The following is a 25,680-nucleotide window of genomic DNA, read 5'->3' on the forward strand; positions in this document are numbered from 1 at the left end:
GACCGCTCCATACGCTACGCAAGCCCCGGATAACTGTCGAGTTATCTTCTGAATAATTAACCGACCGGTCGGTTATTGTCATGTTAGGCTTCAATGCACATCCTCAAAAAACTACGGAGACATCGATGACTTTGAATTTCTGCTCGCCTGTTTCAGTGAGTGCAACGCCCACTGGCATTCGACATCAAGCTGCGAGTCCCGGCCGTAGTCGGGTTTCGCTGGTGTGTGCAAGCGTATCGGCGGCGCTGGTGAGTCTGGCGCTGGTCGCCCCGAGCGTTGCGAGTGCCGCGCCGGGCGCAACAGGAGCAAAAGGAGCACCGGCGGCCACCGCCGTCGACAAAGTCCCGGGGCGTACCGACGTCACCATCAAGCGCGACGAATTCGGTGTGCCGCATATCTACGCATCGACGACATACGCGCTGTTCTACGGCTACGGCTACGCCATTGCGCAGGATCGTCTGTTCCAGATGGAGATGGCGCGACGCAGCACGCAGGGCACCGTGGCGGAAGTGCTGGGCGAGAAATTCGTGGACTTCGACAAGTCGATTCGCGGCAACTACTGGCCCGCATCGATCCGTCGCCAACTGGCCGATCTGCCGCAGCGCGAGCGGGATATTCTCGACGGCTATGCCGCTGGCATGAACGCGTGGATCGCGCAGATCCGCGCGAAGCCGGACCAGCGCATGCCCAGGCAATTCAACGACTTCGGTTTCCAGCCGACGAACTGGGACGCGTTCGACGTCGCCATGGTCTTCGTGGGGACGATGGCGAATCGCTTCTCCGATGCGACGAGCGAGATCGACAACCTTGCGTTGGTCACCGCACTCAAGGACAAGTACGGTGCGCAGAAGGGTATGGCGTTGTTCAACGAGCTGAAGTGGATCGTCAATCCGGATGCGCCGTCGACGGTACCCGCGTCGGACGGCGTCTATCCGGTGAAGGTCGGCCCGGCGACCGGCGCGGCCATGCAACCCCTCGCACGCTACGACGGACCGGCGCCGATGTTCGCGCGACTGGCACGCGGCAACGACGGCGGGCTTCTGCATGAGGACACAGAAACCAATGCCGCGACGATGCTCGCGCAATTTGCCGAGTCGGGCCAGCCGGGTCTCGCCGGTTTCCCCACGACGAGCAATATGTGGATCGTCGGCAAGGGCAAAGCACGCGACGCTCGCGCAATCATGCTCAACGGCCCGCAGTTCGGCTGGTTTGCACCGGCCTACACCTATGGCATCGGCCTGCATGGCGCGGGCTTCGATCTCGTCGGCAATACGCCGTTCGGCTACCCCTGCATTCTGTTCGGTCATAACGGCAAGGTGTCCTGGGGCTCGACGGCGGGCTTCGGCGACGACATCGACATCTATGCGGAGAAGCTCGACCCGGCCAATCCGAACCGCTACTTCCACAACGGTCAGTGGCACGACATGGAAAAGCGCGTCGATATCATCAAGGTGAAGGGCGGGGCGCCGGTCGTGCAGGAGGTGTATCGGACCGTGCATGGCATCGTGATGCAACGCGACGCTAAGCAGCCGATTGCCTACGCCAAGGCGCGCGCGTGGGATGGCCTCGAAGTGCAGTCGCTGCTCGCGTGGACGCATCAGGCGCAGGCGCAGGACTGGAAGTCGTGGACGGCGCAGGCCGCGCGTCACGCGTTGACCATTAACTGGTACTACGCCGACGTGTCCGGCAATATCGGCTACGTCCACACGGGCGCTTATCCGGCGCGTCAGCCTGGCCATGATCCGCGTCTGCCGGTGCCGGGTACCGGCGAGTGGGACTGGAAGGGACTGCTGCCGTTTTCCACCAACCCGAAGGTCTACAACCCGAAGCAGGGCTGGATCGCCAACTGGAACAATTCGCCACAGAAGGGGTACCCGGCGAGCGATTTGTTTGCGTTCCTGTGGGGCGGCGCGGACCGCGTGGTCGAGATCGACAAACGGATCGAAGCGCACGACAAGCTCGGTGTCGACGAGATGTGGCAGATCCTCAAGGATACGAGTGCGGTGGACGTCAATCGTCGTCACTTCCTGCCGTTCATCGAACGCGCGACGGCGAACCTCCCGGCCAGCGACGCACGCCGTCAACTCGCTATGCAACTGACCGCATGGAATGGCCTGAGTCGTGATGAGAAGCACACGGGGCATTACGACACAGCAGGTCCGGCCGTCATGGACGCGTGGCTGAGCGCCATGCTCAAGCGTACGCTCGGTCAGGTCGTTCCCGCGCCGTACGACAAGTGGTTCCTGGCAAGCGGTTACGCCGCCCCGCAGGACGGCCCGACGGGGTCGCTCAATATCGGCAACGGCAGCAAGGTGTTGTACGAGGCGCTGCGCGGTGACAAGGCAAGCGTGCCGCAAACGTTCGATATCTTCGACGGCAAGCGTCAGGACGACGTCATTCTGGCGGCGCTGGACGACACCATCGCGTCGCTCAAGACGAAGCTTGGCCCCGACATGGCCACGTGGCGCGCGCCCACCGTGCCGCTGACGTTCCGCGCCAACAACTTCTTCGGCGTGCCGCAGGCCAACGCGAACGAAGCGGTGCGCACGCCCGTCTACATGAACCGGGGCACGGAGAACGATCTGATCGTGTTCGGACCGAAGGATAGCGCCGCGAAGGTCGAAGCGTTCGACGTCGTCGCACCGGGACAGAGCGGCTTCATCGCGCCGGACGGCACTCGCTCGCCGCACTATGCGGATCAGGTGGAGATGTACACGTCGTTCGGCCGGAAGCCCCTGTGGCACGACACGGCGGACGTGAACCGGGCGGCAAAGTCGGTGGAGCGACTGCGTATCGAGCGGGTGTCAGACAGTGAATAAGTCGCACTAAGCCGTCAGGCCAACCCCGTCGCACCGGCGATCACGCACAACGCGACGACCGCCAGCGGCGGGGTTTTCCACCGGACCAGTAGCACGAAGGCAACGATGGCGAGCGCGACATCGGCAGCGCTGTGAACGGCGCTGGTCCACACCGGCGAATACAATGCCGATGCCAGAATCCCCACGACCGCGGCATTGATGCCCGCGAGCATGGCTGCTGTTGACGGACGAGTCCGAAGCGTCTGCCAATGCGGGAGCGCTGCGATCACCAGCAGCAGTCCCGGAAGGAATACGCCGAGCGTGGCGAGTGTCGCGCCTAGCCACGAATGGGACGGTGCGCCCGCCATCCACCCGAGATACGACGCGAAAGTAAACAACGGGCCGGGCACGGCCTGCGCCGCGCCGTAGCCAGCGAGAAAGTCGTTCGCCGACACCCATCCTGTCGTGACTGTCTGCGCCTGAAGCAGCGGTAACACGACGTGGCCGCCGCCGAAGACCAGCGCGCCCGAGCGGTAGAAGCCGTCAAAGATGGCGATGGCCCGGCCGTTCGTCCACTGATGCACGAGTGGCAGGCCAACCAGCAGTGCGGCGAAGAGCACGAGAGACGCCACGCTCGCCGTGTGAGAAATGTGGAATCGCAGTGTCGGTACGTCGGGAGATGCCGGGGTGGCGTTCGATGTGCGAAGCAGCCCGTAGCCGAGCGCCGCGCCGAAAACGATCACGATGAGCTGCGCGAAGACCGTCGTCGTCAGTGCAAGGACCGCAATCGCCGCCAGCGCGATACCCGCTCGCCGTACGTCGGCGCATAGCCGTCGTGCCATGTCCCAGACGGCTTGCGCCACGACAGCCACCGCTACCAGCTTCAGACCGTGCAGAACGCCGTCGCCGACCGTGCCACCGAGATGTGGCGCGAGTACGGAGAACAAGAGCAACAGGCACACCGACGGCAGCGTAAAACCGCACCATGCCGCAAGACCGCCGAGCCATCCGGCGCGCAGCAACCCGATGGAAAAGCCGACCTGACTGCTCGCTGGACCGGGCAGGAACTGACACAAGCCGACCAGATCGACGAAGCTTGCGTCGTCAAGCCACCGGCGTCGCGTGACGAATTCGCGGCGAAAGTAACCGATGTGTGCGACGGGACCGCCGAAGCTGGTCAGCCCAAGCACGAGGAACGCGCGGAGTACGTCGAGTGCAGCACGCGGTCCGGTGGCCGTGGTCGAAGGCGGTGTGAGGTCGGACGAAGACGGTTCGGGCACGGCGGGTTCGGGAGATAGTGTCGATGTCACGACGGTAGCACGTCCGGATGTCACGCGGCCACGCGGCGAGATGTGCTGCCGGTCGCGGTGGTTTGTCACAGGTCTCCCAATCGTGCAATGCGGTTGGGGCAATCGTCTATTCCCGAACAGTTCGCGGTTCGTTTCAGCAATCGTGTGGAGCCTCGGCGCGATAGCGTTTGTTTCCGTGTCGCGAGCGGCGATCTGTCGTGCCTTCGCACGGCGGCCGCTGGCGGCCCGACGCCCAGGAGAGACGTTCCATGACTCGCATGCATCCATCGATGCCACACCATGCCCATCGGCCAAACGCCCATAAGCGCGATGCGCCACCGCGCAGGCGTTGCCATGCCCTCGCGGACGACTGGGGCGCGGGGCGCGCATTGCCTCGCAGACCGCTGCACAACAGCGCACGGGCGCAGCGCGGCGAAGTGGGATCGTCACGTGCGCCAGGAGAGGACGTGCGCAGCCAGGCGGCGAGCGCTGCGTTTGCGCTGACATTTCTGGCGCTCGCGAGTGTCGCGAGTGTCGCCAACGCAGCTGCGGCCGACGTGCCACGAGGTCCTTTCACCGGTTTGCGTGCGAGGGGGAGGCGTCAGACGGTGCTCCCCGTCGTCAGCACGCACCCCCCTGCGACGTTGGCGCAGTCACAGGCCATCGCAGGTATTCGCACACTGCTGAAGTTTCGTCCGGCACCTGACGAAAACGGGAACGTCGCATCCCAGTGTTTGCCGTCACCGAGAACATCGGCGATTGGCATTTCGCCACCCGCTGCCGATAGCGAAGCTGCGCTTCGCATGGGACTATCCGCCTATCGCGAGGACCTGCAGCGAGTCGTCGTCGCCATGATCCGTGATTCCGTCGCTGCCGCCCCCCTGAAACGCGCGAGGCGTTCGCGAACGCCGAGGTGCTGCGCCCTCGGTACATGACGCTACGTGTTACCCACAAAGGAACGAAGGGCTGGCCGCCGCCCAGCATCTACTTCGCGCCGTCCGGTATCACGCTTAACCTACGCGACGAACAGGGTCGCTGGCGACCGTTCGCACTCACGCTCGCCGCTCAGGCGCCCGCACTCGTCGTGCCGCTGCCGACTTGCCGGGGGCAGAGTCCGGCCGACGCGGAATGTATCAAGCGAACACTGGGACCGTTGTTCTGGGGGGATCGTTGGGCATCGATTGCCGAGAAGATCGACGACACCGACACGGTACGGTTCGTATCGATGCGTGCCGGTGCGACGGTGTCGCCGGGATGGCCGTCGCCCGACACACCTGTGCTTGAATCGCCCGATATGGAGGAGGTCGCCGAAATCCTTCTGGAGACGCTGATTCGCGGCGAACCGTCGAATGAAAGGCTCGGGTCGCGTCTCCGGCGAAGTGCGATGAACGACGTTGGCGGGGCGCGGACACTGGCGACGCGATTGCGCGCCTCCGGTCTCGAGTGCCTCGCTGCCGTGATCGGTGCAGGCACGTTCGACAACGATGCCATGGCTTTGCTGCGGCACCTCTGGCCTTCGGGGCCCGTACAGGTTTCCGATGTTGTCGCTTTGCCGCAGCCTCCCGCGCCGGCGACGTTCCCGCACGAGTCGTTCAGCGGCCCGCTCGGACGCGGCGTGCAGTGGGTCTTGCCCCCGAACGTGTACGTCGAGTATCGGCCCGACCTCACGCAAAACGGGGTGAAGGTCTTCGACGTCGACGGCACGCTATATGGCGCAACCGTCGCCCGCACGCGCAAGCACGCTTCCGACCTGCGTCCGTTAGACCAGATGCGCAACGAACTCGGACCGCTCGCGTTGTGCCGCATTTCGCGCGGCGTCGGCATCGATGTCGACGGTATGTGTCTGGAGTGCCACACTGAACCGGACGGCGAGGTGTCCGTCACCGAGCAGGGGGCAACGATCACACAGCATCAGGTGCTGGAGGCTTCTCCGCTGGCACGTCTGCGCGTCGCGGTGTATTCGCAGCCGTTCGAATCCGAGGACGGACGTCGGCAGTTCTTCGCTTTCGGACGTCTGGGTGAATTCGACGCGCAGGGCGTGCCACGGGTGACGTCGAACTCTCCACTGGTACCAGGTGAAGTCTACGCACGAGAGCTGGAGGGCGAACTCGGCTACTTTGAGCAGGCCACGACGGCAGGCCCCATGGGGGGACGCCGCGTTCGTCTCACGCTCGGGAACATGCATGTCGCTGCGCCCTTCGGCACGTATCGCGACCGTCACGAGGTGTTGCACGGCGTGGTGCAGTTGTCGCGCGAGGTCTACTACCGGTTCGCGTTGCCCGGCGGGAATGTGGGAGAGGCGGGCGGGATACCCCGGCGCGTGCGTTTGCAGTATCGCCACGCGGGGAACCGCGATATCCGTGAGTACTGGATCGCACAGCATCATCGTGCGGCGGCGGAGAACGCCAGTGTTCTGCCAACGATCTCGTACGGGGAGGCGCGCACGTTACTGCAACTGTATCTGCGCATGTGGGAGCAGGCGCCATCGCCGTCCGAGGTGTGGCACGGCCTGGAGGACATTGCGCTGTCCGTCGCCGAGGCCCGCGAAGCGGTCGGGCAGCTCACGCACGCCATCGAGTGGCATGTGGCGTCAGCGCGAGGTGCGAATAATGGCGACGGTGGAGACGCTGATGAAGTGGACGGTCCGCGCGTGCGCTCAGCGCCCGAGGTCGATCCGGCGTTGCTTCCGATGTTCAACCGGCTCTGGTCGCATTGGCAGCGTTATCCCGGTCAGGCGGACGCTTTCATCGGTGCAGTGGCGCGCGACTTCGTATCGCGCCCGACACCACTGGCGGTATGGTCGCAACTGCCGTTCACCGGCGACGTGCAAACGACGCGCGATGTACTCGCACTATTCGAGGAAGTCTTCCCCGGTATGCCAGATCTTCAATCGGTGGTGTCGGGCAAGGCTCGGGCTGCTCGTGACGTCGACAACCGAATGCGTCACGTGTCGACGAACGCCAATATCGCGCTCGCCGAAGTCACACTCGCAGACGGCACGCGAACGATCTACTATTGCCTCTCCGGACTCCAGCGGCGTGTGCTGCCGACGAACGCTCCGACGGTGCGATTCGTCGATGCCGGGCGCGCTTATCTCGAACGAGAGAACAACGTCATCACACAGCAAGGCGAGGACCCGCTAGCACGAGCGCAGGCGCACCCGACCGAGCCACCCGAGTTGCGGTTTGTCGTCGCCGACGCCAACCTGCCGACGTATCACGCAGCGTCAGGCACGGCCAAGTCGCGCACGCTCGACACCGAGCGCCTGATTCTGGCTCAGATCTATGCGGACCATCCGGCTGGCGAGAACGTCGTGCGCTCGATCGTGATGTGCTCGCGTATGCCATTCTGCGACTCCTGCGCGGTCAACCTGGCGATGGTGCCCTACCACTATCCCGATGCGGCGCTGCGCTTCTACTACGTCGCATCCGGGCCGCTTACCCGCACACCGTCAGAGAACGCACTAGCCCTCACGCAGGCCCCGGTGACCGGGTTGCCGCGGGACCGGGCAGTTGCTCACGCGCCCGACAGTCACGTGCATTCGACCCTCTAAGCGGGACGTCTACGGATTTTTCCCCTATATTGACCGCTCGCGCTGCACATTACAGCGCCTCGCAACGCCTGATGCTTTCCCGGGGCGTCAGCTTGTGCTGCGGCCCGCTTGCATGACATCTGCATCACGTCTGCATCGGACGGCGATATCTCAGCTATTTCTGCAATAAGGAACGAAGAACGCATGACGGCGCCAGAGGCTTCCCCGCGCAAACCCGCCATCGGACTCGGCAGTGCCGCCCGTGACCTGTATCGCGCACTGTGGCGACATGCGCAGGGCGTACGTATGCATCTGCTGGGCGCAGCGGGGTTGCTCTCGGCGGCACAACTGCTCCGGCTGACCATGCCGTGGCTTGCCGCGCAGGCCATCAATGCGCTTCAGCAGGGCGATATGACGGTCGCGGGACGCTGGATCGTCTACCTCGTCGGCATCTATCTCCTGTCGTGGTTGTTGCATGGCCCGGGGCGAATTCTTGAGCGCAATGTCGGCGTCCGGGTGCGCTTGCGTCTGGCCGATCAGTTGTATGCACGCATTGCGGTTGCGCCGCTGGCGTGGCGAGACGGACGACATTCTGGCGAGTTGCAGCATCGCGTCGTGCAATCCAGTCGCGCATTGTCGGACTTCGCCCAGAATCAGTTCGGATATCTGCAAAGCGTATTCAATTTCGTCGGCCCGCTGGTCGCGCTGGCGCTGTTGTCGCGTACCAGCGGTGCGATCGCCGTGACCGGGTATGTCGTCATCGCCATCATCATCCTTCGATTCGACCGCGTGCTGATGCAACTCGCACGTGCCGAGAACGATGCCGAGCGTCGCTATGCAGCGGCGCTGCTCGATTTTGTCGGCAACGCGGGCACGGTGATCGGTCTGCGCTTGCAGGCGGCATCGCGCAAGCTGCTCGGACATCGGATGGACGCCGTGATGGTGCCGCTGCGACGAACGGTGACGGTCAACGAAGGCAAGTGGTTCGCCGTCGACATCCTCGGCATGGGGTTGACCTGGATTCTCGTCGTGGTCTACGTGTTGCAGTCGCGCGTACCGGGACAGGCCGTGATGCTCGGCACGGTGTTCATGATCTACCAGTACGCACAGCAGGCGGCGACGGTGGTCGGTGCGATGGCGTCGAACTTCCAGAGCTTCGCGCGGATGCACACGGACTACGGCAGCGCCGAGCCGATCTGGGACGCCCCGAGCGATCCGGATGCCGCCGTCCCGGCGGTCATCGCCGACGCGCCGTGGCGCACGCTGACGTTGCGTAACGTCTCGTGGAATTATGCCGATGATGCGCGCGGCGGGTTGCGCGGCGTCGACCTCACGCTTCGGCGCGGGTCGCGCGTAGCGCTCATCGGTCCGAGCGGCGGTGGCAAAAGCACGTTGCTGCGAACGCTTGCCGGTCTGTACCTTCCGCAACACGGCGAACTGCTACGCGACGGCAACGCCACCGACTGGTCGGATCTGCGCACATTGGCGACGCTGATTCCCCAGGAAACCGAAGTGTTTGAAGCCAGCGTTGAAGAGAACCTGACGTTCGGTGAACCGGCTGACGCACAAGCGCTCCAGACAGCTGTGCATGCGGGCGTATTCGACGACGTGCTGCAACATCTCCCGGACGGCCTGTCGAGCACGCTCAACGAGCGCGGTAGCAATCTTTCCGGTGGTCAACGCCAACGGCTTGCGCTGTCGCGCGGTGCGTTGGCGGCGCAGGGCAGTTCGCTGTTGCTGCTCGACGAACCGACGAGCGCGCTCGATCCGTTGGCCGAAGGGCGCGTGTTCGACCGCATGTACGACGCGTTTCCGACGGCATGCATCGTGGCGTCCGTGCACCGGCCGAGTCTGCTGAGCCGCTTCGACACCATCGTGGTCATGGAAAGCGGTCGTGTTGTAGACGCGGGGCCAAGAGACGAAGTGCTCGCCCGGCGAACGTGATCCGGTGGCGTTGCCCCTTTTTGTCGCTTACATCCCCGGCGGAAGTCCACCCTCGTGTACACGCCGCCAACGCGTGAACATGACCTGTGGGGCAACGTCAAACCGTCGCCGGTCGTCCCGAGCGAGCGCCAGGACATCTCAACTCGCTCGAAATGCACAGCCCACCGGTCCAATAGCCGGTGGGCTGTTTGCCTTGGAAGACTGCCCAATTCATTACGAATTTTCACGAGCGCGCTATTCGCTACGCGCTTGTGCTACAGTTCCGCAGCAAAAAATCAAAAGCCAACATTCCGGGCGGTGCAAAAACGCTCAGGAATCCAGATCGTCGTGTTTCGCTATGCGACACGATGTAAGAAATTTTGCGACACGCCAGTTCCAGTAGTCGAAAGTGCTGTACCGAATCAGATTTTGCAACCGCATTGCGAAAGGGTATCGGGGACCATGATTAACGCTGCTGTGGGCCACCTTGCGGGGCGGCTCAACGAACACTTAAAACAAACGTATACGCTCGACGGCGACATCGTGACGATGTCCGGTCTGGTCGAGGTGAGCGGTCAGGCTGTCGCCAACACCAGCAACCGTCTGGTCGTGATGCTCACACACATCGAGCGCGACTCCGGCCCGGTTCGCAAGGGCATTCCGGGCGACGCGGGGGCATCGAGCCTGTCGCTCGGCGTGGCACCGCTGTATCTCAATCTCTATGTCATGGTGGCGGCTAATTTCTCGGGTGGTCACTACGAGGATTCGCTCAAGCTGATCTCTGCGGCCATCGCATTCTTCCAGCGCAATCCTGTATTCGATCATCGCTCGTCGCCGTCGCTCGATCCGCGTATCGACCGGCTGATGCTCGAGATCGAGAATCTGGATATCCGTGAACTCAGCAACCTCTGGACGATGCTCGGTGGCAAGTATCTGCCTTCCGTGTTGTACAAGGTTCGCCTGATGGCGCCGGATACCGGCGACATTACCGGCACCGTGCCGACCGTGCGTGCGCCGGTCCCCGCGATTAGTCACTGAGCGGAATCGAGGGCATGCTCACGTCTGCTTCCACGCCGGTGGTGCCGGGCTATACACGCCTGTTTTCCATCGACGTCACCCACGCCTACTGGACGATGCCGCACCTATGGCTTCGCCATGAGGCTACGTCGGACACCGCCGAGTGGGTGCGCCGCCGCGACCTGCTCGTGCGTGCGCATCGTCAGGGCGTGGCGGTTTTCTGCGCGGCCGAGCGTCGAGACCTTCTGCTCGACGGCGTCCGACGCGGGGATGCCGTGGCGACGTTCAAGTGGTACGCGCAGGACACCGCATTTTCCCTTTACACGTCACCGACACGCCCGGCTGCGCAGCTCGGGGCGTCTGTGTGCTTCGTCACCAGCGTAGCGAGCGTGCCCGTCGATGGACAGACGTCGGCACGTCGGCTGCATGCGCAACCTTACATCGACGCCAGCGATGTCGTACCCGTCGATTCGCCATTGCTCGCGCCATATCTCGAACGCGCCGATCGCGTGAGTGCGCCGGTGCTGATCGTGCAAATCGACCTCGCCGATCAGGTGGCGGGCAGCGAGCCGGGGGGCATCGACTATGTGGCGAATTTCGGCGCGCGTGAGAGTTGCTGGCGCTATTACTACGTGTGCGCGGATGCAGAGGAAGCCGCCGATGGCGCGCACGCGCTGAACATCGTCGATCTGGACGAAAAGGTGAGTTTTGTCACGGCAGGCCGCGAGGCACGTCCGGGCGGACGTCACGCCGTGATCTTCGAGAGTGAGCAAGCAATTGCAATGCAGCAGCAATACCCGCAGCGATTTCAGTTGCGGGAACGGGGCCGGTCGGGTGAACGCGTGTTGATCCGGAGACTGCCCAATGCCGACATCGGCAGCCTGACGCAGAAGACGCCGAAGGTGCACAAACCGCAGGACGCTGAACTAGCGGCGCAAAGCCGGGCAGTACTGGTATCCGAGATCTACATCAATTGACATCGATGACCGAGGTGAACACATGGCGCAATACAAAACACCAGGCGTATACGTAGTCGAGCAAAACGCGTTTCCCAATTCCGTGGTCGAAGTCGCCACGGCCGTGCCTGCCTTCATCGGCTACACGCAGTTCGCCGATAACAAAGGCACGCCACTGGCCGGTACGCCGTGGCGTATCAGCTCGATGGCCGAATTCCTGATGTACTTCGGTGGCCCGCCGCCGACGACTTACTCGCTCGACGCGGTGGCCGCTGCGACGGCGCCGGCCAAGCCTGCCGCCGATGCTGCGGCCGGTGATGCCGCTGCTGCGCCTGCCGGTGGCGATGCCGCTGCCACGCCGCCCGCGCGTCCCGTCGTCACCGACCTGTTCATCGGTGCACAGGGCGCGCGCAAGCCGTTCAAGTTCACGCCGCAAGGCATCGAATACCTGCTGTACTACAGCATGCTGCTCTTCTTCCAGAACGGCGGCGGCCCGTGCTACATCGTGTCGGTCGGCACGTACGAGGGTGGCAGCGTCAGCTCCGACGACCTGATCAAGGGCATCCAGTCGCTCGTGAAGGAACAGGAGCCGACGATGGTGCTCGTGCCCGACGCGGTGCGTCTGTCGCGTCAGGACTGTGCCTCGGTGCAAAAGGAAATGCTCATGCACTGCGGTTACACCATGCGTAATCGTTTTGCGATTCTCGACGTGTTCGGCGGTGCATGGGACCGTCAGGCACCGGGCGGCGATTGCATTACCGACTTCCGCGACGATGTCGGTTCCTCCTTCCTCGACTTTGGCGCGGGCTACTACCCGTGGGTCAACACGTCGATCGTGACGGAGAAGGATCTCGACTTCACGAAGATATCCAACCTCAGTCAGCTTCAGACGCTGATCACCGCCGAACTCGATTCGGTGCTCAATCCTCCGGCGCCCGTATCACCGGCCGCACAAGCGAAGGCCGCACAGGTCAAGACTGTCCTCGCGAAGCTCACGGGCGGCGATGCGGCGAAGACGGATGCTGCACCGGCAGGCGCAGCGGATGCCGCCGCACCGGCCGCCGAGGGTGACGCAGCCGCAGCCCCCGCCAAGGCGGACGCCACGGCCGCGGCCAAGCCCACGGCCATGACGAAGGCTGCCATCGCCGATCTGCACAAGACGTTGAGTGTCATCAGCGCTGTCTACGTGCAGGTGCTTCAGGCACTTCAGAAGAAGATCAACCTGATGCCGCCCGCCGCTGGCATGGCCGGTCTTTACACGCTCGTCGATAACACGCGAGGTGTGTGGAAGGCCCCGGCCAACATCAGCCTGAACGGCGTTGTGTCGCCGTGCGTGAACATCTCGAATGCCGATCAGGAAGACCTGAACGTGCCGACCACCGGCAAGTCCGTCAACGCCATTCGCAGCTTCATCGGCGAAGGCGTGATGGTCTGGGGCGCACGCACGCTCGACGGCAACAGTCTCGACTGGCGCTATCTGAGTGTGCGCCGCACGATGATCATGATCGAAGAGTCGCTGCGCCTCGCGTGCAAGGCCTATGTGTTCGAGCCGAACACGGCCAATACGTGGGTGACGATCAAGAGCATGGTGCGCAACTTCCTCACCAGCGTGTGGAAGCGCGGCGGTCTGGCGGGTGCGAGCCCGGACGACGCCTTCCAGGTCTTCGTGGGCCTGGGCGAGACGATGACCGGCGAGGACATTCTCGAAGGCATGCTCAAGGTGACGGTGCTGGTGGCGGTGAGCCGTCCGGCCGAATTCATCGAGCTGACGTTCCAGCAACAGATGCAGAAGTCCTGAGCGCGCCCGGGCGCGATCCGCTAGGCCGGACGACAGCCGCTGCGCACGCAGGAGATCGACAGATGTCGACGCGAAACGCGAAACGTGGGCACGGTCCGGCATTTTCCGCATGCAATCAATAGACGAGGTGTGTGATGGCAGACGATGGTTCGAAACAATCCACCACGGTTTGGCCCCTTCCTAAGTTCTACTTTCAGGTGAAGTGGGACTCGCAGGTCATGTCGTTTCAGGAAGTGAGCGGCCTGGACGTGCAGTCCGAAGAAATCAAATACCGTCATGGCGATAGCCCCGAGTTCTCCGTGATCAAGATGCCGGGCATGAAGAAGTACGGCAACGTGACCATGAAGAAGGGCGTGTTCAAGTCCGATAACAAGTTCTGGGACTGGTTCAACCAGATCAAGATGAACACGATCAAGCGGGTGCCGGTGACGATCAGCCTGCTCGACGAAGCGGGCAAGCCGACGATGGTCTGGACGCTCGCGAACGCGTGGCCGACCAAAATCACGGGCACCGACCTGAAGTCCGAAGGCAACGAAGTCGCCATCGAGACCATCGAGATCGTGCACGAAGGGCTGACCATCGCCAATAGCTGACGCGTGCGTGCCGCGCTGGTGTGCCCGCCTCGCGAGCCGCCAGCGCCGGGTGCCGTCGTGCATGTCCGGGGCAAGCGCTCGATTCCGCTCGCCCCCATTTTTCACGTTGTCCTGGCCGTTCCGATTACCACGCGTCTGCGCTATGCCGTCATCTCCGTTCGATCCCTATCCGCCGTCAGCCTTTCATTTTCGCGTGATGTTCGCGTCCACCGCCGGTGCGATGGATGCTTCGTTTCGCGATGTGTCGGGTATCGCGACGGAACTCGATACGGAAGCGGTGCCCGAGGGCGGGGAGAACCGCTTTGTGCATACGCTGCCGAAGGGCGTCAAGCATCCGCATCTGGAGCTCAAGCGGGGCATCGCCTCAATGACGTCGCCCTTGGTGATGTGGTGCCGTTCGGTGTTCGAGGGCGAGTTCATCGTGCCGATCCGGCCGCAGTCGCTGATGGTGCAGTTGCTCGATGAATTGCACCTGCCGATTCGCATCTGGACGTTCGCGAACGCTTTTCCGGTGAAGTGGGAAATCGAGAGTTTCGGTTCGACGAAAAATGAGGTGGCCATCGAGAAGATCGTACTGAGCTACACCTACTCGAACCGCATGGCGTGAAGACAAGAAAACTGCAAAAGGGGATTCGCCGATGCCAATCGAAATCGGTCATCTGAGCATCAAGTCGACGATCGTGCAGCGTGCGTCCGACACCGTCGGTGCACTGACGCCGCAGATCGAAGCGCCGGGCGCGTCGCGCAGCTTCGACGAACAGGCGCGAGCCGATTTGCTCGCCGAATGTCGCTCGCTGGTGCTGGATCTGCTCGAACGGGCGAAGGAGCGTTAAGCCGTGGCGACCAGTCTCACCCGTCGCAAGTTCAGCATTGCGCCGTGCACGGTGTCGAGCGGCCAGATTGCCGTGGACAACAGCCGCACGCCGTTCGAAGCGCTGATCAACCCGGTCGGCTACAAGCGCAAGCTGAGCATCGAGTACAACAAGAAGCAGACGCTCGGGCAGCCGAGCGCGACGCCGCGCTTTAGCGCCGTGCGGCCCGAGACCATCAGCATCGACAATCTCGTGCTGGATGGGACCGGCGTGGTGGATGGTACCGACTCGCGCAGCGTAAAGGACATGATCGACGCCATGCTGGCGGTGATCTACAAGTACGACGGCAAGAAACACGAGCCGAACTACGTGCGTTTGTTGTGGGGCACGTTCATTTTCTTTGGGCGTGTCGAGTCCATCGGGCTCGACTACACGATGTTCAAGCCCACCGGCGAGCCGCTGCGCGCCCGCGTGTCGCTGGGCATCGTCGGCTGGGTGAGCGCGACGGAGAGTTCGCTGCGTGCGAATCTCAGCTCGCCGGACCTGAGTCACCTCGTGGAAGTCACGGCGGGCGACACGCTGCCGCTGCTTTGCAACCGAATCTACAACGATCCCTCGTATTACCGCGAAGTGGCGCGTATCAACAATCTGACCGGTTTCCGAAATCTGGAGCCGGGCATGATGCTGCGCTTCCCGCCACTGGTCTGACGCTATGGCCGACTCTCCCGCACTCAATTCCAGCGGCGTGCTCAAGCTAACGATCACCAGCAACGGTGCGTCCCTCGCCGACACGATCCGCGTGATTTCGGTCGATATCGAACGCGCCGTCGGGCGTATATGTCAGGCGCGCATCGAGATCCTCGACGGTGATATGCCCGACAACGACTTTCCAGTCAGTGACCTGGACACGTTCGCGCCCGGCGCGGCCATCGTGATCAGCGCTGGCTATGGATCGAGCGCTACACAGATTTTCGACGGCGTTTTGATTCGCCACAGCATCCGGATCACCGGCGGTAACGAAGCACGGCTCGTGCTGGAATGCCGTCACAAGGCTGTAAAGATGACGATTGGCAGCTACAACGCCAACTACATCGACATGAAAGACAGCGACATCATCAGCCAGTTGATCGGCAAAGCAGGTGCGACGTCCGATGTCGCCGCGACGACCACCCAGCATAAGGAAATCGTGCAGTTCTACAGCACGGACTGGGACTTCATGCTGCTGCGGGCGGAGGCGAACGGTGCACTGGTCATTGCCGACGACGACGGCAAGATCACGGTGAAAGCGCCGCAGACCAGCGCAGCCGCCGTGTTGAAAGTGACCTACGGCATGGACCTCATGTCGTTCTCGGCCGACATCGATGCGCGCACGCAGTTGCAGAGCGTCGTGGCCGCTGCGTGGGATCCGTCCACTCAGGCGATGGTCCAGCAAACGGCGGGGGCTACGTCGCTCTACGAGCAAGGCAACCTGAGCGCATCGACACTGGCGAGCGTCGCGGGGCCAGCCACGTTCCGTCTGCAATCGACGGTGCCGGTGCCGTCCGACGATCTCAAGTCCTGGAGCGACGCGACGCAAATGCGTGCCGCACTCGCCCGCATTCGCGGACACATGTCGTTTCAGGGCAGCGCATTGGCCAAACCGGGGACGATGATCGAAGTTGAGGGCGTCGGCAAACGCTTCAGCGGCAGCGTGTTCGTGAGCGCCGTGCAACATCGCATTGCCGACGGCAACTGGATCTCCGAGGTGGACTTCGGCATGTCGCCGGAGCGGTTCTCCGAGCGCCGGGGCGCGGGCGATGTCATGGCGTCGGGCCTTGTGCCGGGTGTCGGCGGCTTGCAGATTGGCGTCGTCACGAAGCTCGACGCCGACCCCGAGAACCAGTACCGGATTCAGGTTGCGGTGCAGGTGCTGCAGGCGGAGACGGTCGGCGTCTGGGCACGGCTCGCGAGCTTCTACGGTTCGTCGGGCGTCGGCGCGTTTTTCATCCCCGAGATCGGTGACGAAGTGATTCTGGGATATCTCAACGGCGACCCGTCCTATCCCGTGGTGCTCGGCAGCGTCTACAGCAGTCAGCACAAGATGCCTTACGCGCTGAGCGCCGAGAACTTCACCAAAGCGCTCTGGACGAAGGGGCTGCTCAAGGTCATCTTCGACGACGACAAGAAGGTCATCACGCTCATCACGCCGCAGAAGAACACGATCGAGATGAGCGACGACGCCAAGTCGATCTGCCTGACCGATCAGAACGACAACAAGATCCAGATGACGCCGGACGGCATTACGCTCGACAGCCCCAAAGACATCGTCATCAACGCGAAGGGCAAGGTGAGCATCAGCGCGGTGGGGAATATCGAGCAGACCGCGCAGGCCGATCTCAAAAGTCAGGCGCTCAACATCACCAGCACCGCGAACGTCGGCTTCACGGCCAAGGGATCGGCCACGGCCGAGCTCTCGGCCAGCGGACAGACGACCGTCAAGGGCGCGCTGGTAATGATCAACTGACGCGCAAGCCACGCGTTGGGAAAACGACAGAGGAGACAACGATATGCCGATGGCCGCCAGATTGACCGACATGCATACCTGCCCGATGCAGACACCCGCCGTGCCTGCGCCGATCCCGCATGTCGGCGGTCCGATCATCGGTCCGTGCGTGCCCACGGTGCTGGTCGGCAAGTTGCCTGCCGCCGTGGTCACGGACAACTGCGTCTGCGTGGGTCCGCCGGACAGCATCGTCATGGGCTCGACGACGGTGATGATCGGGGGGAAACCCGCGGCCCGGGTGGGGGACACTTGCGCGCACGGCGGCGCGATCGTATTGGGATGTCCGACCGTAATGATCGGCGGCTAGACGCAGGAGGCACGTTTGAGCACAGATAAATCGTTTCTCGGGACCGGCTGGGCGTTTCCGCCGCGCTTCGGCGACAGCGCCGACATTGGCCGCACGCAGATGGTCGAAGCCGAGGCGGATATTCGTGAGAGCCTCGGCATCATCCTCTCCACGGTGCCGGGCGAGCGCATCATGCAGCCCACGTTCGGCTGCGGGATCAAGGCGTACGTCTTCGAGGAAATCAGCGAGAGCGTGATGACCGAGATGCGCGACGCCATCGACCGGGCGATTCTGTTCTTCGAGCCTCGTGTCACGGTGGAGCGCATCGAGATCGACGCGTCGAACGCCATGGAAGGGCGCGTCGACGTGCTGATCGATTACACGGTGCGCGGCACGAACACCCGCAGCAACATGGTCTATCCGTTCTATTTCCTCGAAGGCACCAATGTGCCGACGGTGCAAATCGAGCCGCAGCGGTAATCCGGCCCGGTGTCCCGATAACAAGAAACGTCACGATCAGCGCAACGACAACACGAACCGATGCACAACCTCATCATTCGAGATGGCACCAGTCAGGCGATGCGGGCGCTGCCCGCGTTGCAGGACGGGTATTTCCATCTCGACGAGATGACGTTTCACGAACTGCTCGATGTCGTCGTCGAATTCGCGGGGCTGGTGCGCTTTCACAACGCCGAGGACCAGCCTGAGGGCGATTGGTCGCCATTCTTTCGCGCCGACGAAACCGTCGTCATGAGTCGAATTCTGGCGTTCGATTTGTCGCGCGAGACGGAGCGGTTCGCGCAATGGTGGCGGGACACCCCGGAATATGACGGCGTGCGCGGCAACGGCGCAGGCGTTCGCGCGATGATCGGTGCGTCCCCGGTCCCGGAACTTGTCGTCACGCTCAACGACTGGTACGTGGCGCTCTCGCAAGCGCAGACGGACAACGGACTGGCACTGCGCACGGTGCTGCGGGCCGTCATCATGCAACTGAGTCGGCGGGCTTCGGGCGTGCCGCGCGTGATCGAATCGATGTCGCTGCGAGAGCCGCTCGATGCCGTCTGGTCCGAAGCGGAGCACTTGCCGCATTCGCCGATGGCGACCGCAGCCACGCATGAACCGGACACTGTGCCGGGCAAAGCCGATGTGCGCGCAGATTTTCACGCGTACATGAAGGCCATCGAGATGGTGCGAAAAGAGGCGTTGGCCCGCTTGCCTGCGTCGCTCCAGAGCGGTAATCACGATCCGGCCATCGGCTTGCTGATTGCGTTCGTCAAACAGTTCGAGAAGCTCCAGAACAAGCTCAACGGGTACACGCAGAAGTTCATCGATTTCTACTACGAACGCATGCTGGGCAGTGCGCCGCGCGGCGTGGTACCCGATCGGACGTGGCTGGTGTTGCGTCGCAATCCCGATGCCAGAGATGTCGTGGTCCCCGCAGGGACGGCATTCCCCGCCGGGGTCGACGCACACGGTCACGACATCGTCTACGAATCGGAAGACGAACTGCGCGTGAGCGGTGCACGCGTGACTCGCGTGCAGACGCTTTATCTCGACCACAACGGCTACAGCATGCCGGAGAACCTGCTGCCGGAGGATCCGGACAACGGTGCGACCGGTCGCAAGTGGCCCACGGCGGCGTGGTTCGAAGACGTGCCATGCGGGCCACCCGGCGTGGAACATCCGCAAGCCTGGCCGGTGCTCGGCGCGCCGAAGCCCGGTGCGGGTATCACCCCGCATAGTGCCGCGCGGATCGGCTTTGCGCTGGCCAGCAAAGTGCTGTTGCTCAAGGAAGGCGAGCGCGCCATCCGGCTGACGATTACGTTCGCCGATGAGCGGTTAGTCACGCAACTCGGACACATCGCCGACGCCGTATTCAATACGCCAGTCGAAGGCGCTGCCCCGAGCGTTGACGACGGCGAGCACGGGCGAGAAACGGCGAGCGAAAGCCATCTGCGCCGTCAAGACTTGTACCTCAAGATCCTGCGCAGCCTGTTCTCCGTCTCGCTCACAGGAGAGAAGGGCTGGATCGACATTGCGGGCTACGTACCGGGACTGCTGGGCAACCAGATGACGCTCAGCTTCGTGCTCGCACCGGAGGCGCCGTCGGTGGTGCGATATTCGACGGCGCTGCATGGTGAAAATTTCGACGTCGACACGCCGCTCGTGCGCTGCGTCATCAATCCAGGCGCGTATCTGTTCCCGTACGGCTTGCTGCGCAATCTGCCTGTGACCGGTGCGCAAATCGATGTCGACGCGCATGGCTGTCGCGACCTGGTGCTTTATAACAACATCGGGCAGCTCAGCGCGGCAACACCTTTTGCACCTTTCGGGCCGCTGCCGCGACTGGGTAGCTATCTGGTGGCGGGCAGCACGGAAATGGCGGCGAAGCGCATCACACGGTTCAGTCTTCGCATCGAATGGGCGGACCTGCCGCGCGTGACCGGCGGCTTCGGCACGTGGTACGACGGCTACGACGTGCGTCTCACAAACGAAGACTACGTGGCGTCGGTCGAGGTGCTGGCCAAGGGCGGATGGTTGCCAGTCGGGGACGCACCGCGCCCCGTCGTGCCGCTCTTTCACACGCGGGTCACGCCCGGCAAGGGCGAGCGCATCGACAACGCTATCGTGTGGGAGGTGGGCTCGCTCGCGCATCTCTTCGAGCCGGACGAAGGTGTCTGCCCCGCGCATCCGCTCACATGGGGGCCGGGGGCGAAGAACGGATTCTTCAAGTTCACGTTTGCCGCACCCGCCTTCGCTTTCGGGCACGAGGCCTACCCGCAGGTGCTGTCGTCGACGATGCTCGCCAACTCACGCAAGCGTATGTGGCGCCGACAGCGCCCGATGCCGCGTGCCCCATACACGCCCATCGTCAACACCCTCTCGTTCGATTACAGCGCGACCGGTGCGATCAGCGTCGACCGGATTGCGAATCGGGACGAAGACGGCCGCTTCCTGCATCTGTTCCCGTCCGGCTGGGAATCGCTCGACATGACAAGCTATCCCGCCCCCGAACTGCTCCCACGCTTCGAAGATGCAGGCAACCTGTACATCGGCATCGATGCGAACGACCTCGGTGACACGTTGACGTTGCTGTTCCAGCTTCGCGAAGACTCCCGGCCGGTGAGGGTGGACGATGATGTCGATGAAGTACGCCCAGCGGGTTTGCGCTGGAGCTACCTCAGCAACAACGTCTGGAAGCCGCTCGCGCTTCGCGACGTCCTCACGGACGGCACGCACAAGCTCATGACGTCGGGAATCGTGACGTTGCGGGTGCCGGACGATATCGGCAATCGCAATACCGTCATGCCCGACGGGCTGTACTGGCTTCGCGTGAGCGCCAATCGCGATATGGAGAAGTATTGCAGCCTCTACGCAGTGCACGCGCAAGCCGTGCAGGTCCGGCGCGGGGCAGACGTACCGCCGGACCTGCCGATGGTCCTGCCAGCGGGCACCATTGCGCGCAGTCGGCGTCCGTTGCCTGGCATCGTGTCCGTCGTGCAACCGCTGCCGTCGTGCGGCGGCCGGGCACCGGAGACGCGCGAACAGATGCGTACGCGCGTGAGCGAACGGTTGCGCCACAAGCAGCGTGCGGTCACGCCCGCCGACTTCGAATCGATGATTCTCGAGGCGTTTGCGGAAGTCTACAAAGTGAAGTGCTTCGCGAACCTGTCGACCCGGCACGGTCCGGTCGATTGTGTTCGCCCGGGACAGGCGCTCGTGGTGCCGCTGCCGTACTGGCCTGCCACGAAGGACGGTGAACAGATGCCAATGCTTGACGGCAACGTCGTCCAGCAGATCGCCGAGTTTGCGAATGCGTTGTCGTCGCCCTGGGCGAGTGTTTCCGTCGAGAACCCAGTCTACGAACGCATTCAGGTGCGCTGCAAGGTGCGCTTCACCGATCGCGCGGGAAACGGTCACTACCTCGCGCTGCTCAACGCGGCGATCTCGCGCTATCTCACACCGTGGCAGGACGACGTGGGCTACCGCACGCACTTCGGATGGTGTATCCGGCAACACGATCTCGAGGCGTATATCGGCTCGTTGCCCTATGTGCAGTACGTCTCGGGTTTTTCGATGCTGCGCATCGCGACGGTGGTCGCGGACCCCGACGCGACAGCGGCAGCGGGCACCGACACGCAGACCTTCACGCTATTTGACACCGCCCGGCGTTCGGGCGAAGCCACGGCCCTGCAGACGGACATCGTTCCGCTGTATCCGTGGAGCATCGCGATCCCGGTGGCGCACCACGCCATCGAAGCGGTGGACGACGACAAGGATTACGCGGGCGTGCCGACCACGCTCAGTCAGTTGGAAATCGGCACCACCTTCATCATTTCGGATGACGACCATGAACGGAAAACCGATCGCCCGGCGTAACCGGGACACTTTGCGGCGAAAGTTTGGCAACGGCGAGATGCCGTCGGCCACGGCATTCTCCGAATTGATCGACTCCATGCTCAACATCGTGGACGAGGGGTTCGACAAGACCCCGGTCGATGGCCTGAAGGTCTCCCAGCTCAATCAGGGCAAGTTGCTGAGCTTCTATCAGAACATCGACCTGAAGAGTCCTATCTGGACGATCCAGCTTGACAGCGAGGCGGGTGGACTGGCTTTCGGTAACCCCGACAACCCCAACGCGCTCACGTTGCGACAGTTGGGCAAGAAGCCTGCGCGCGACGCGGTATCGGGACCGCCGCAGGGGCAGGGAGGGCAGGCAGCGCCGGGGGCCGGACCCACATTCGAACTTGACGTGGCCGGGCGCGTGGTTGCCGACGGGCGTCGCGGACGCCCGGGTGCGCGCAGCGTGCAGGCTGACGGCAAGTGGCACGACATCACCGACCCGCTCACGGGTTGTCAGGCCTTCGAGATCACCGCCGGTGTCGGCAAGCGCGGCAGCGGCAAGTTCGCGCTGATGCACGCCTATGCGGTGATGGCTTACAACGGTAAAGGGGATATCGACTACCGTCAGTCGCATTTCGGCAGCAAATGCAATCGTCTTCAACTGCAATGGGTCGATGCGCCTGACGGCGCGAAGCATAGCTATGTGCTGCAAATGCGTGTCGGCTGTCCGTACGACTCGACGCGCGATGCCGCCGGTGCGCCGAAGACCTGGGTGACCTATTACCTCACCACGCTGTGGTTCGATCCCGACATGACGGGCAGCGCCACCGACCCGGAGCCCAAGGGGGCGCAATGACCCACGAGAACGTGAGTGCCACGCCCACGACGGTGGACATCGTCATCGGCACCGACGACGCGCAACTGCTGATGGCCGCGCTGGGCGAGTTGCCGTTCAAACGCGTCTTCGAGCTGATCGGCGCGTTGAACCGCCAGGCCAACGCCGTCGCCACGGGGGCACCGGTCGTTTGTGCGCTCGACGCGACGGCCTTCGCACTGATCGTCGAAGCGCTGGGGCATCTGCCGTATCACCGCGTGCACCGGCTGATCGACGACCTGAAGGCGCAATTGCATGCAGCGAGGCATGCGTTTGGCAACGCGGCGGCGGACAGTCCAGGCCGTATGCCGGGGGCGAGGATGCAATGAACGCGCCCGAGTCCATTGCCCGCTTTGCGCCCGATCCTCAGGGGCTAGATTTCGATGCGCTGCGTCGCGCCGGGATCGCGACATTGCAGGCGCTGTGCGGCGATCGCTGGACCGATTACAACCTGCACGACCCGGGCGTCACGATCCTCGAACAGTTGTGCTACGCGATCACCGAACTCGGTTATCGCTCGGACTTTGCACCCGAAGATTACCTGACCGACGCCGACGGACAGATCGATTACCGGCATCACGCGCTGCATCCGGCGGACGAAATTTTCCCGAGCGAAGTCCTGACGTTCGAGGACTATCGCAAGGTGCTTTACGACACGATCCCCGAGCTGGAAGACGTCTGGCTGACGCGTGACGAACGCCCGGGGAGCACCGGCCAGCCCGCGCACGGCTTGTGTCGCATCGCCATCAAACTGAACGATGCATTGCTCGACAGTGCCGACGAGGCGTCGCTTTCGCAGATCGAAGCCGCCGTGTGTCTGCGGGTGCGGGAAGTTTTTCACGCGCACCGGAATCTGGGTGAAGACCTGTCGGACGTAACCGTCGTGCCGGTTCAGCCGGTGTATCTGAGTGGCGATATTCAGATTCACAGCGAGCGCGACCCGGCGTCCATCTTTGCGGACGTCTTCTTCCAATGCGCGCGCGCCGTGCATTCTGGATTCCGCATCGAGCGGTACGTGAAAGCGTCCGAGGCCGGTATGACGCTCGACACGTTGTTCGCCGGGCCCCGGACGGTGCACGGATACGTCGCCAGCACGGGCGCACAGGCGCAAGGCGCACCGGTTGCGGTGGCGCGTCTCGTCGGACTGGTGCAAGCGGTGGACGGCGTGGCGCACGTCCAACGTCTGGCGCTGTGTACCGCCGATGGAGCGCCCGTGAGCGGCGACAGTTTGGCGGGTGCGTCCGGCACGGTATTGCGCCTGCGGTTTCCCGGCGACACGCAGAGCAACTTCCTGCGATTGCATTTCGCCAGCGGGGCGCTCGGGAGTGGCACGCATGCGTTGACGTCCGCCAGCGATCATCGACGTGAGGAGAAGTCGCGGGTCGTACTCGACGACGCCCGCGTGGCCCTCGCCAAAGCACGCTTCGAGTTCGATACGCTGCGCAATACGAAGCAGTCGCTAGCGACTGTGGTGCCTGCACCGACGGGCACGTCGCGCGAATTGCGCGAATACTTCTCGATTCAGCATCAGTTTCCGGCGATCTACGGCATCAACCGCTTCGGCGTGCCGCCCACGGCCCCGCTGGAGAACCGTGTCAGTGCGCACCAGTTGAAGGCTTATCTGTATCTGGCCGAGCAACTGATGGCGAACTATCTGGAAAACCTGCAATCGGTCGGCCGCATGTTCTCGGTCGACACGCTGTACGAGACCTATTTTTCACAGCGGATCGACAACGAGGCGTTGCCGGACATTGAAGCGTTTTACACGGACGCACCGGACGGCATTCGCAGCCAGTTGGCACGGATCGTCTCGCGCAAGGACCGTGCGCAGGACCGTCGCAGCCGGTTGCTCGACGTGCTGCTGGCCATGTACGGCGAGACTTACTCGCAGAAGTCCCTGCGTCGATTCGACGATTATCAGGACGTGCACGGCGCACGCTGGCTGATCGATAACAAGCTGGATTTTCTGCGTCACATTGCGACGCTCTCGCGCGACCGGGCGTCGGCGTTCGATATCACGGCGGCGGAGATGCGGGCTGACGGACGGCCCAACGTGGCTGGCGTGCACGCGAAGATCTCGATCCTGCTGGGCTTGCCTGCCGAGCCACCCGGTGCGCCGCTGAGCGATGCGTTAAAGCGTTGGCATTTGCGGTTGCAGGGAGATCACACGGCGACGAAGGAAAGCTACGAATTCGCGGCGGCGCGTCTGATCGTGCTCAAGTCTCAAGGGGCGCCTGAGGTTCGTCCGGCCGGTGCGCACACTCAGCCCGGCGACACGTTGCCCGGCGGCTTGCTCGTGCATGGCGTGCGTCTGGAGAATTTCATTCTCCGACAGCACGACGACGCGGTGCACGTTCATTTCCGCACGCACGATGCGCGTCTTGGCGGCAACGCGTCCGGCGAAGTCCTGCTCGCGCGATTTCATGGCGACGACGCGGTGACATACGCCGGACGCTATGTCGAAATTCTGCGCGAATTTCTCTGTACGCTGAATCAGGCATCCGAGGGTTTCTATCTGGTCGAGCATGTGCTGTTGCGGCCAAAGCGTGTCGGTGCGACGCAAGACGAAACGACGGCAGAAGCCGACGTGCAGGCGCGTGAGGCCGAGTCGTTTTTCAACGCACGGGTTAGCGTAGTCTTCCCCGCGTGGACGTCGCGCTTTAGCGATCCCGACTTCCGCCAGTTGGCGCAGGAGACAGTGTGCCGCAATCTGCCCGCGCATCTGCTGCCGGAGTTTCACTGGATGGATTACGTCTCCATGCGCGACTTCGAGCATCGATACGAACTGTGGCGCGCGAGGCTGCGCGAGCGGGAGACGGCAACCACACCGGACCGGCTGGATGCCGCGAGTGCCAGCTTGCGTGCGCTGCTGATGCGACGCCGTCGAGCGCATAACCTGACGTTGTGGGTGTAGCC

Annotated in this window: 18 protein-coding genes; 17 read left to right on the top strand and 1 reads right to left on the bottom strand. The window is 63.2% G+C overall.

Annotated elements, in window-relative coordinates; translation table 11 throughout:
* The first annotated feature begins 125 nt into the window (after positions 1–125).
* A complete protein-coding gene (locus tag NA29_RS11680; RefSeq protein ID WP_084103670.1) occupies positions 126–2,819 on the top strand; it encodes a penicillin acylase family protein in 2,694 nt (897 codons plus the stop codon).
* A gap of 14 nt (positions 2,820–2,833) precedes the next feature.
* Here NA29_RS11680 and chrA read toward each other — a convergent pair whose 3' ends face one another.
* A complete protein-coding gene (gene chrA / locus NA29_RS11685) occupies positions 2,834–4,078 on the bottom strand; it encodes a chromate efflux transporter (protein ID WP_039398331.1) in 1,245 nt (414 codons plus the stop codon).
* 940 nt (positions 4,079–5,018) lie between these two features.
* Here chrA and NA29_RS11690 point away from each other — a divergent pair.
* The 16 genes from NA29_RS11690 (at position 5,019) to NA29_RS11765 (ending at position 25,678) form a co-directional block, all read left to right on the top strand.
* Positions 5,019–7,640 carry a deaminase domain-containing protein gene (locus NA29_RS11690; RefSeq protein ID WP_072633263.1) on the top strand — a complete coding sequence of 874 codons (2,622 nt, stop codon included), beginning with the start codon at positions 5,019–5,021 and terminating at the stop codon, positions 7,638–7,640.
* Positions 7,641–7,823: 183 nt separating this feature from the next.
* Positions 7,824–9,563: an ABC transporter ATP-binding protein gene (locus NA29_RS11695; protein WP_084103674.1), complete on the top strand. Its 1,740-nt coding sequence runs from the start codon at positions 7,824–7,826 to the stop codon at positions 9,561–9,563.
* A 441-nt stretch (positions 9,564–10,004) separates the two neighbouring features.
* A complete protein-coding gene (locus NA29_RS11700; RefSeq protein WP_039398335.1) occupies positions 10,005–10,580 on the top strand; it encodes a Pvc16 family protein in 576 nt (191 codons plus the stop codon).
* Between the two features lie 14 nt (positions 10,581–10,594).
* Positions 10,595–11,536: a hypothetical protein gene (locus NA29_RS11705; protein ID WP_039398337.1), complete on the top strand. Its 942-nt coding sequence runs from the start codon at positions 10,595–10,597 to the stop codon at positions 11,534–11,536.
* A gap of 22 nt (positions 11,537–11,558) precedes the next feature.
* Positions 11,559–13,313, top strand: coding sequence for a phage tail sheath family protein (locus tag NA29_RS26325; protein WP_039398339.1), 1,755 nt, complete (start codon positions 11,559–11,561; stop codon positions 13,311–13,313).
* Positions 13,314–13,531: 218 nt separating this feature from the next.
* Positions 13,532–13,906: a phage tail protein gene (locus tag NA29_RS11715; RefSeq protein WP_231965158.1), complete on the top strand. Its 375-nt coding sequence runs from the start codon at positions 13,532–13,534 to the stop codon at positions 13,904–13,906.
* Positions 13,907–14,048: 142 nt separating this feature from the next.
* Complete coding sequence (locus NA29_RS11720) at positions 14,049–14,513, top strand: phage tail protein (RefSeq protein ID WP_039398343.1); 465 nt, start codon at positions 14,049–14,051, stop codon at positions 14,511–14,513.
* Positions 14,514–14,544: 31 nt separating this feature from the next.
* Positions 14,545–14,739: a DUF5908 family protein gene (locus NA29_RS11725; RefSeq protein WP_039398345.1), complete on the top strand. Its 195-nt coding sequence runs from the start codon at positions 14,545–14,547 to the stop codon at positions 14,737–14,739.
* Positions 14,740–14,742: 3 nt separating this feature from the next.
* Entirely contained in the window at positions 14,743–15,426 is a 684-nt protein-coding gene (locus tag NA29_RS11730) for a CIS tube protein (RefSeq protein ID WP_039398347.1), read from the top strand.
* A 4-nt stretch (positions 15,427–15,430) separates the two neighbouring features.
* Positions 15,431–17,221, top strand: a complete 1,791-nt coding sequence (vgrG, locus tag NA29_RS11735; protein ID WP_039398349.1) for a type VI secretion system tip protein VgrG — start codon at positions 15,431–15,433, stop codon at positions 17,219–17,221.
* 49 nt (positions 17,222–17,270) lie between these two features.
* A complete protein-coding gene (locus NA29_RS11740; protein WP_224786779.1) occupies positions 17,271–17,567 on the top strand; it encodes a PAAR domain-containing protein in 297 nt (98 codons plus the stop codon).
* A gap of 15 nt (positions 17,568–17,582) precedes the next feature.
* Positions 17,583–18,026: a GPW/gp25 family protein gene (locus tag NA29_RS11745; protein WP_039398353.1), complete on the top strand. Its 444-nt coding sequence runs from the start codon at positions 17,583–17,585 to the stop codon at positions 18,024–18,026.
* A 60-nt stretch (positions 18,027–18,086) separates the two neighbouring features.
* Positions 18,087–21,926, top strand: coding sequence for a baseplate J/gp47 family protein (locus tag NA29_RS11750; RefSeq protein ID WP_039398355.1), 3,840 nt, complete (start codon positions 18,087–18,089; stop codon positions 21,924–21,926).
* Positions 21,898–22,746: a hypothetical protein gene (locus tag NA29_RS11755; protein ID WP_150777246.1), complete on the top strand. Its 849-nt coding sequence runs from the start codon at positions 21,898–21,900 to the stop codon at positions 22,744–22,746. Before NA29_RS11750 ends, NA29_RS11755 begins: the two co-directional genes overlap by 29 nt.
* Positions 22,743–23,093, top strand: a complete 351-nt coding sequence (locus NA29_RS11760; protein WP_039398359.1) for a hypothetical protein — start codon at positions 22,743–22,745, stop codon at positions 23,091–23,093. The genes NA29_RS11755 and NA29_RS11760 overlap by 4 nt, the downstream gene beginning before the upstream one ends.
* Positions 23,090–25,678, top strand: coding sequence for a baseplate wedge protein (locus NA29_RS11765; protein ID WP_039398361.1), 2,589 nt, complete (start codon positions 23,090–23,092; stop codon positions 25,676–25,678). The genes NA29_RS11760 and NA29_RS11765 overlap by 4 nt, the downstream gene beginning before the upstream one ends.
* Positions 25,679–25,680 lie beyond the last annotated feature (2 nt).

Origin of the sequence: Pandoraea sputorum (genome assembly GCF_000814845.2) — a bacterium.
In the GTDB taxonomy this organism is placed as follows: domain Bacteria; phylum Pseudomonadota; class Gammaproteobacteria; order Burkholderiales; family Burkholderiaceae; genus Pandoraea; species Pandoraea sputorum.

Excerpts from the sequence above, each read along its gene's own strand:
- NA29_RS11680 (WP_084103670.1), top strand. The coding sequence starts at position 126 with ATGACTTTGAATTTCTGCTCGCCTGTTTCAGTGAGTGCAACGCCCACT.
- NA29_RS11690 (WP_072633263.1), top strand. The coding sequence starts at position 5,019 with ATGACGCTACGTGTTACCCACAAAGGAACGAAGGGCTGGCCGCCGCCC.
- NA29_RS11695 (WP_084103674.1), top strand. The coding sequence starts at position 7,824 with ATGACGGCGCCAGAGGCTTCCCCGCGCAAACCCGCCATCGGACTCGGC.
- NA29_RS11700 (WP_039398335.1), top strand. The coding sequence starts at position 10,005 with ATGATTAACGCTGCTGTGGGCCACCTTGCGGGGCGGCTCAACGAACAC.
- NA29_RS11705 (WP_039398337.1), top strand. The coding sequence starts at position 10,595 with ATGCTCACGTCTGCTTCCACGCCGGTGGTGCCGGGCTATACACGCCTG.
- NA29_RS26325 (WP_039398339.1), top strand. The coding sequence starts at position 11,559 with ATGGCGCAATACAAAACACCAGGCGTATACGTAGTCGAGCAAAACGCG.
- NA29_RS11715 (WP_231965158.1), top strand. The coding sequence starts at position 13,532 with ATGTCGTTTCAGGAAGTGAGCGGCCTGGACGTGCAGTCCGAAGAAATC.
- NA29_RS11720 (WP_039398343.1), top strand. The coding sequence starts at position 14,049 with ATGCCGTCATCTCCGTTCGATCCCTATCCGCCGTCAGCCTTTCATTTT.
- NA29_RS11725 (WP_039398345.1), top strand. The coding sequence starts at position 14,545 with ATGCCAATCGAAATCGGTCATCTGAGCATCAAGTCGACGATCGTGCAG.
- vgrG (WP_039398349.1), top strand. The coding sequence starts at position 15,431 with ATGGCCGACTCTCCCGCACTCAATTCCAGCGGCGTGCTCAAGCTAACG.
- NA29_RS11740 (WP_224786779.1), top strand. The coding sequence starts at position 17,271 with ATGGCCGCCAGATTGACCGACATGCATACCTGCCCGATGCAGACACCC.
- NA29_RS11750 (WP_039398355.1), top strand. The coding sequence starts at position 18,087 with ATGCACAACCTCATCATTCGAGATGGCACCAGTCAGGCGATGCGGGCG.
- NA29_RS11755 (WP_150777246.1), top strand. The coding sequence starts at position 21,898 with ATGAACGGAAAACCGATCGCCCGGCGTAACCGGGACACTTTGCGGCGA.
- NA29_RS11760 (WP_039398359.1), top strand. The coding sequence starts at position 22,743 with ATGACCCACGAGAACGTGAGTGCCACGCCCACGACGGTGGACATCGTC.
- NA29_RS11765 (WP_039398361.1), top strand. The coding sequence starts at position 23,090 with ATGAACGCGCCCGAGTCCATTGCCCGCTTTGCGCCCGATCCTCAGGGG.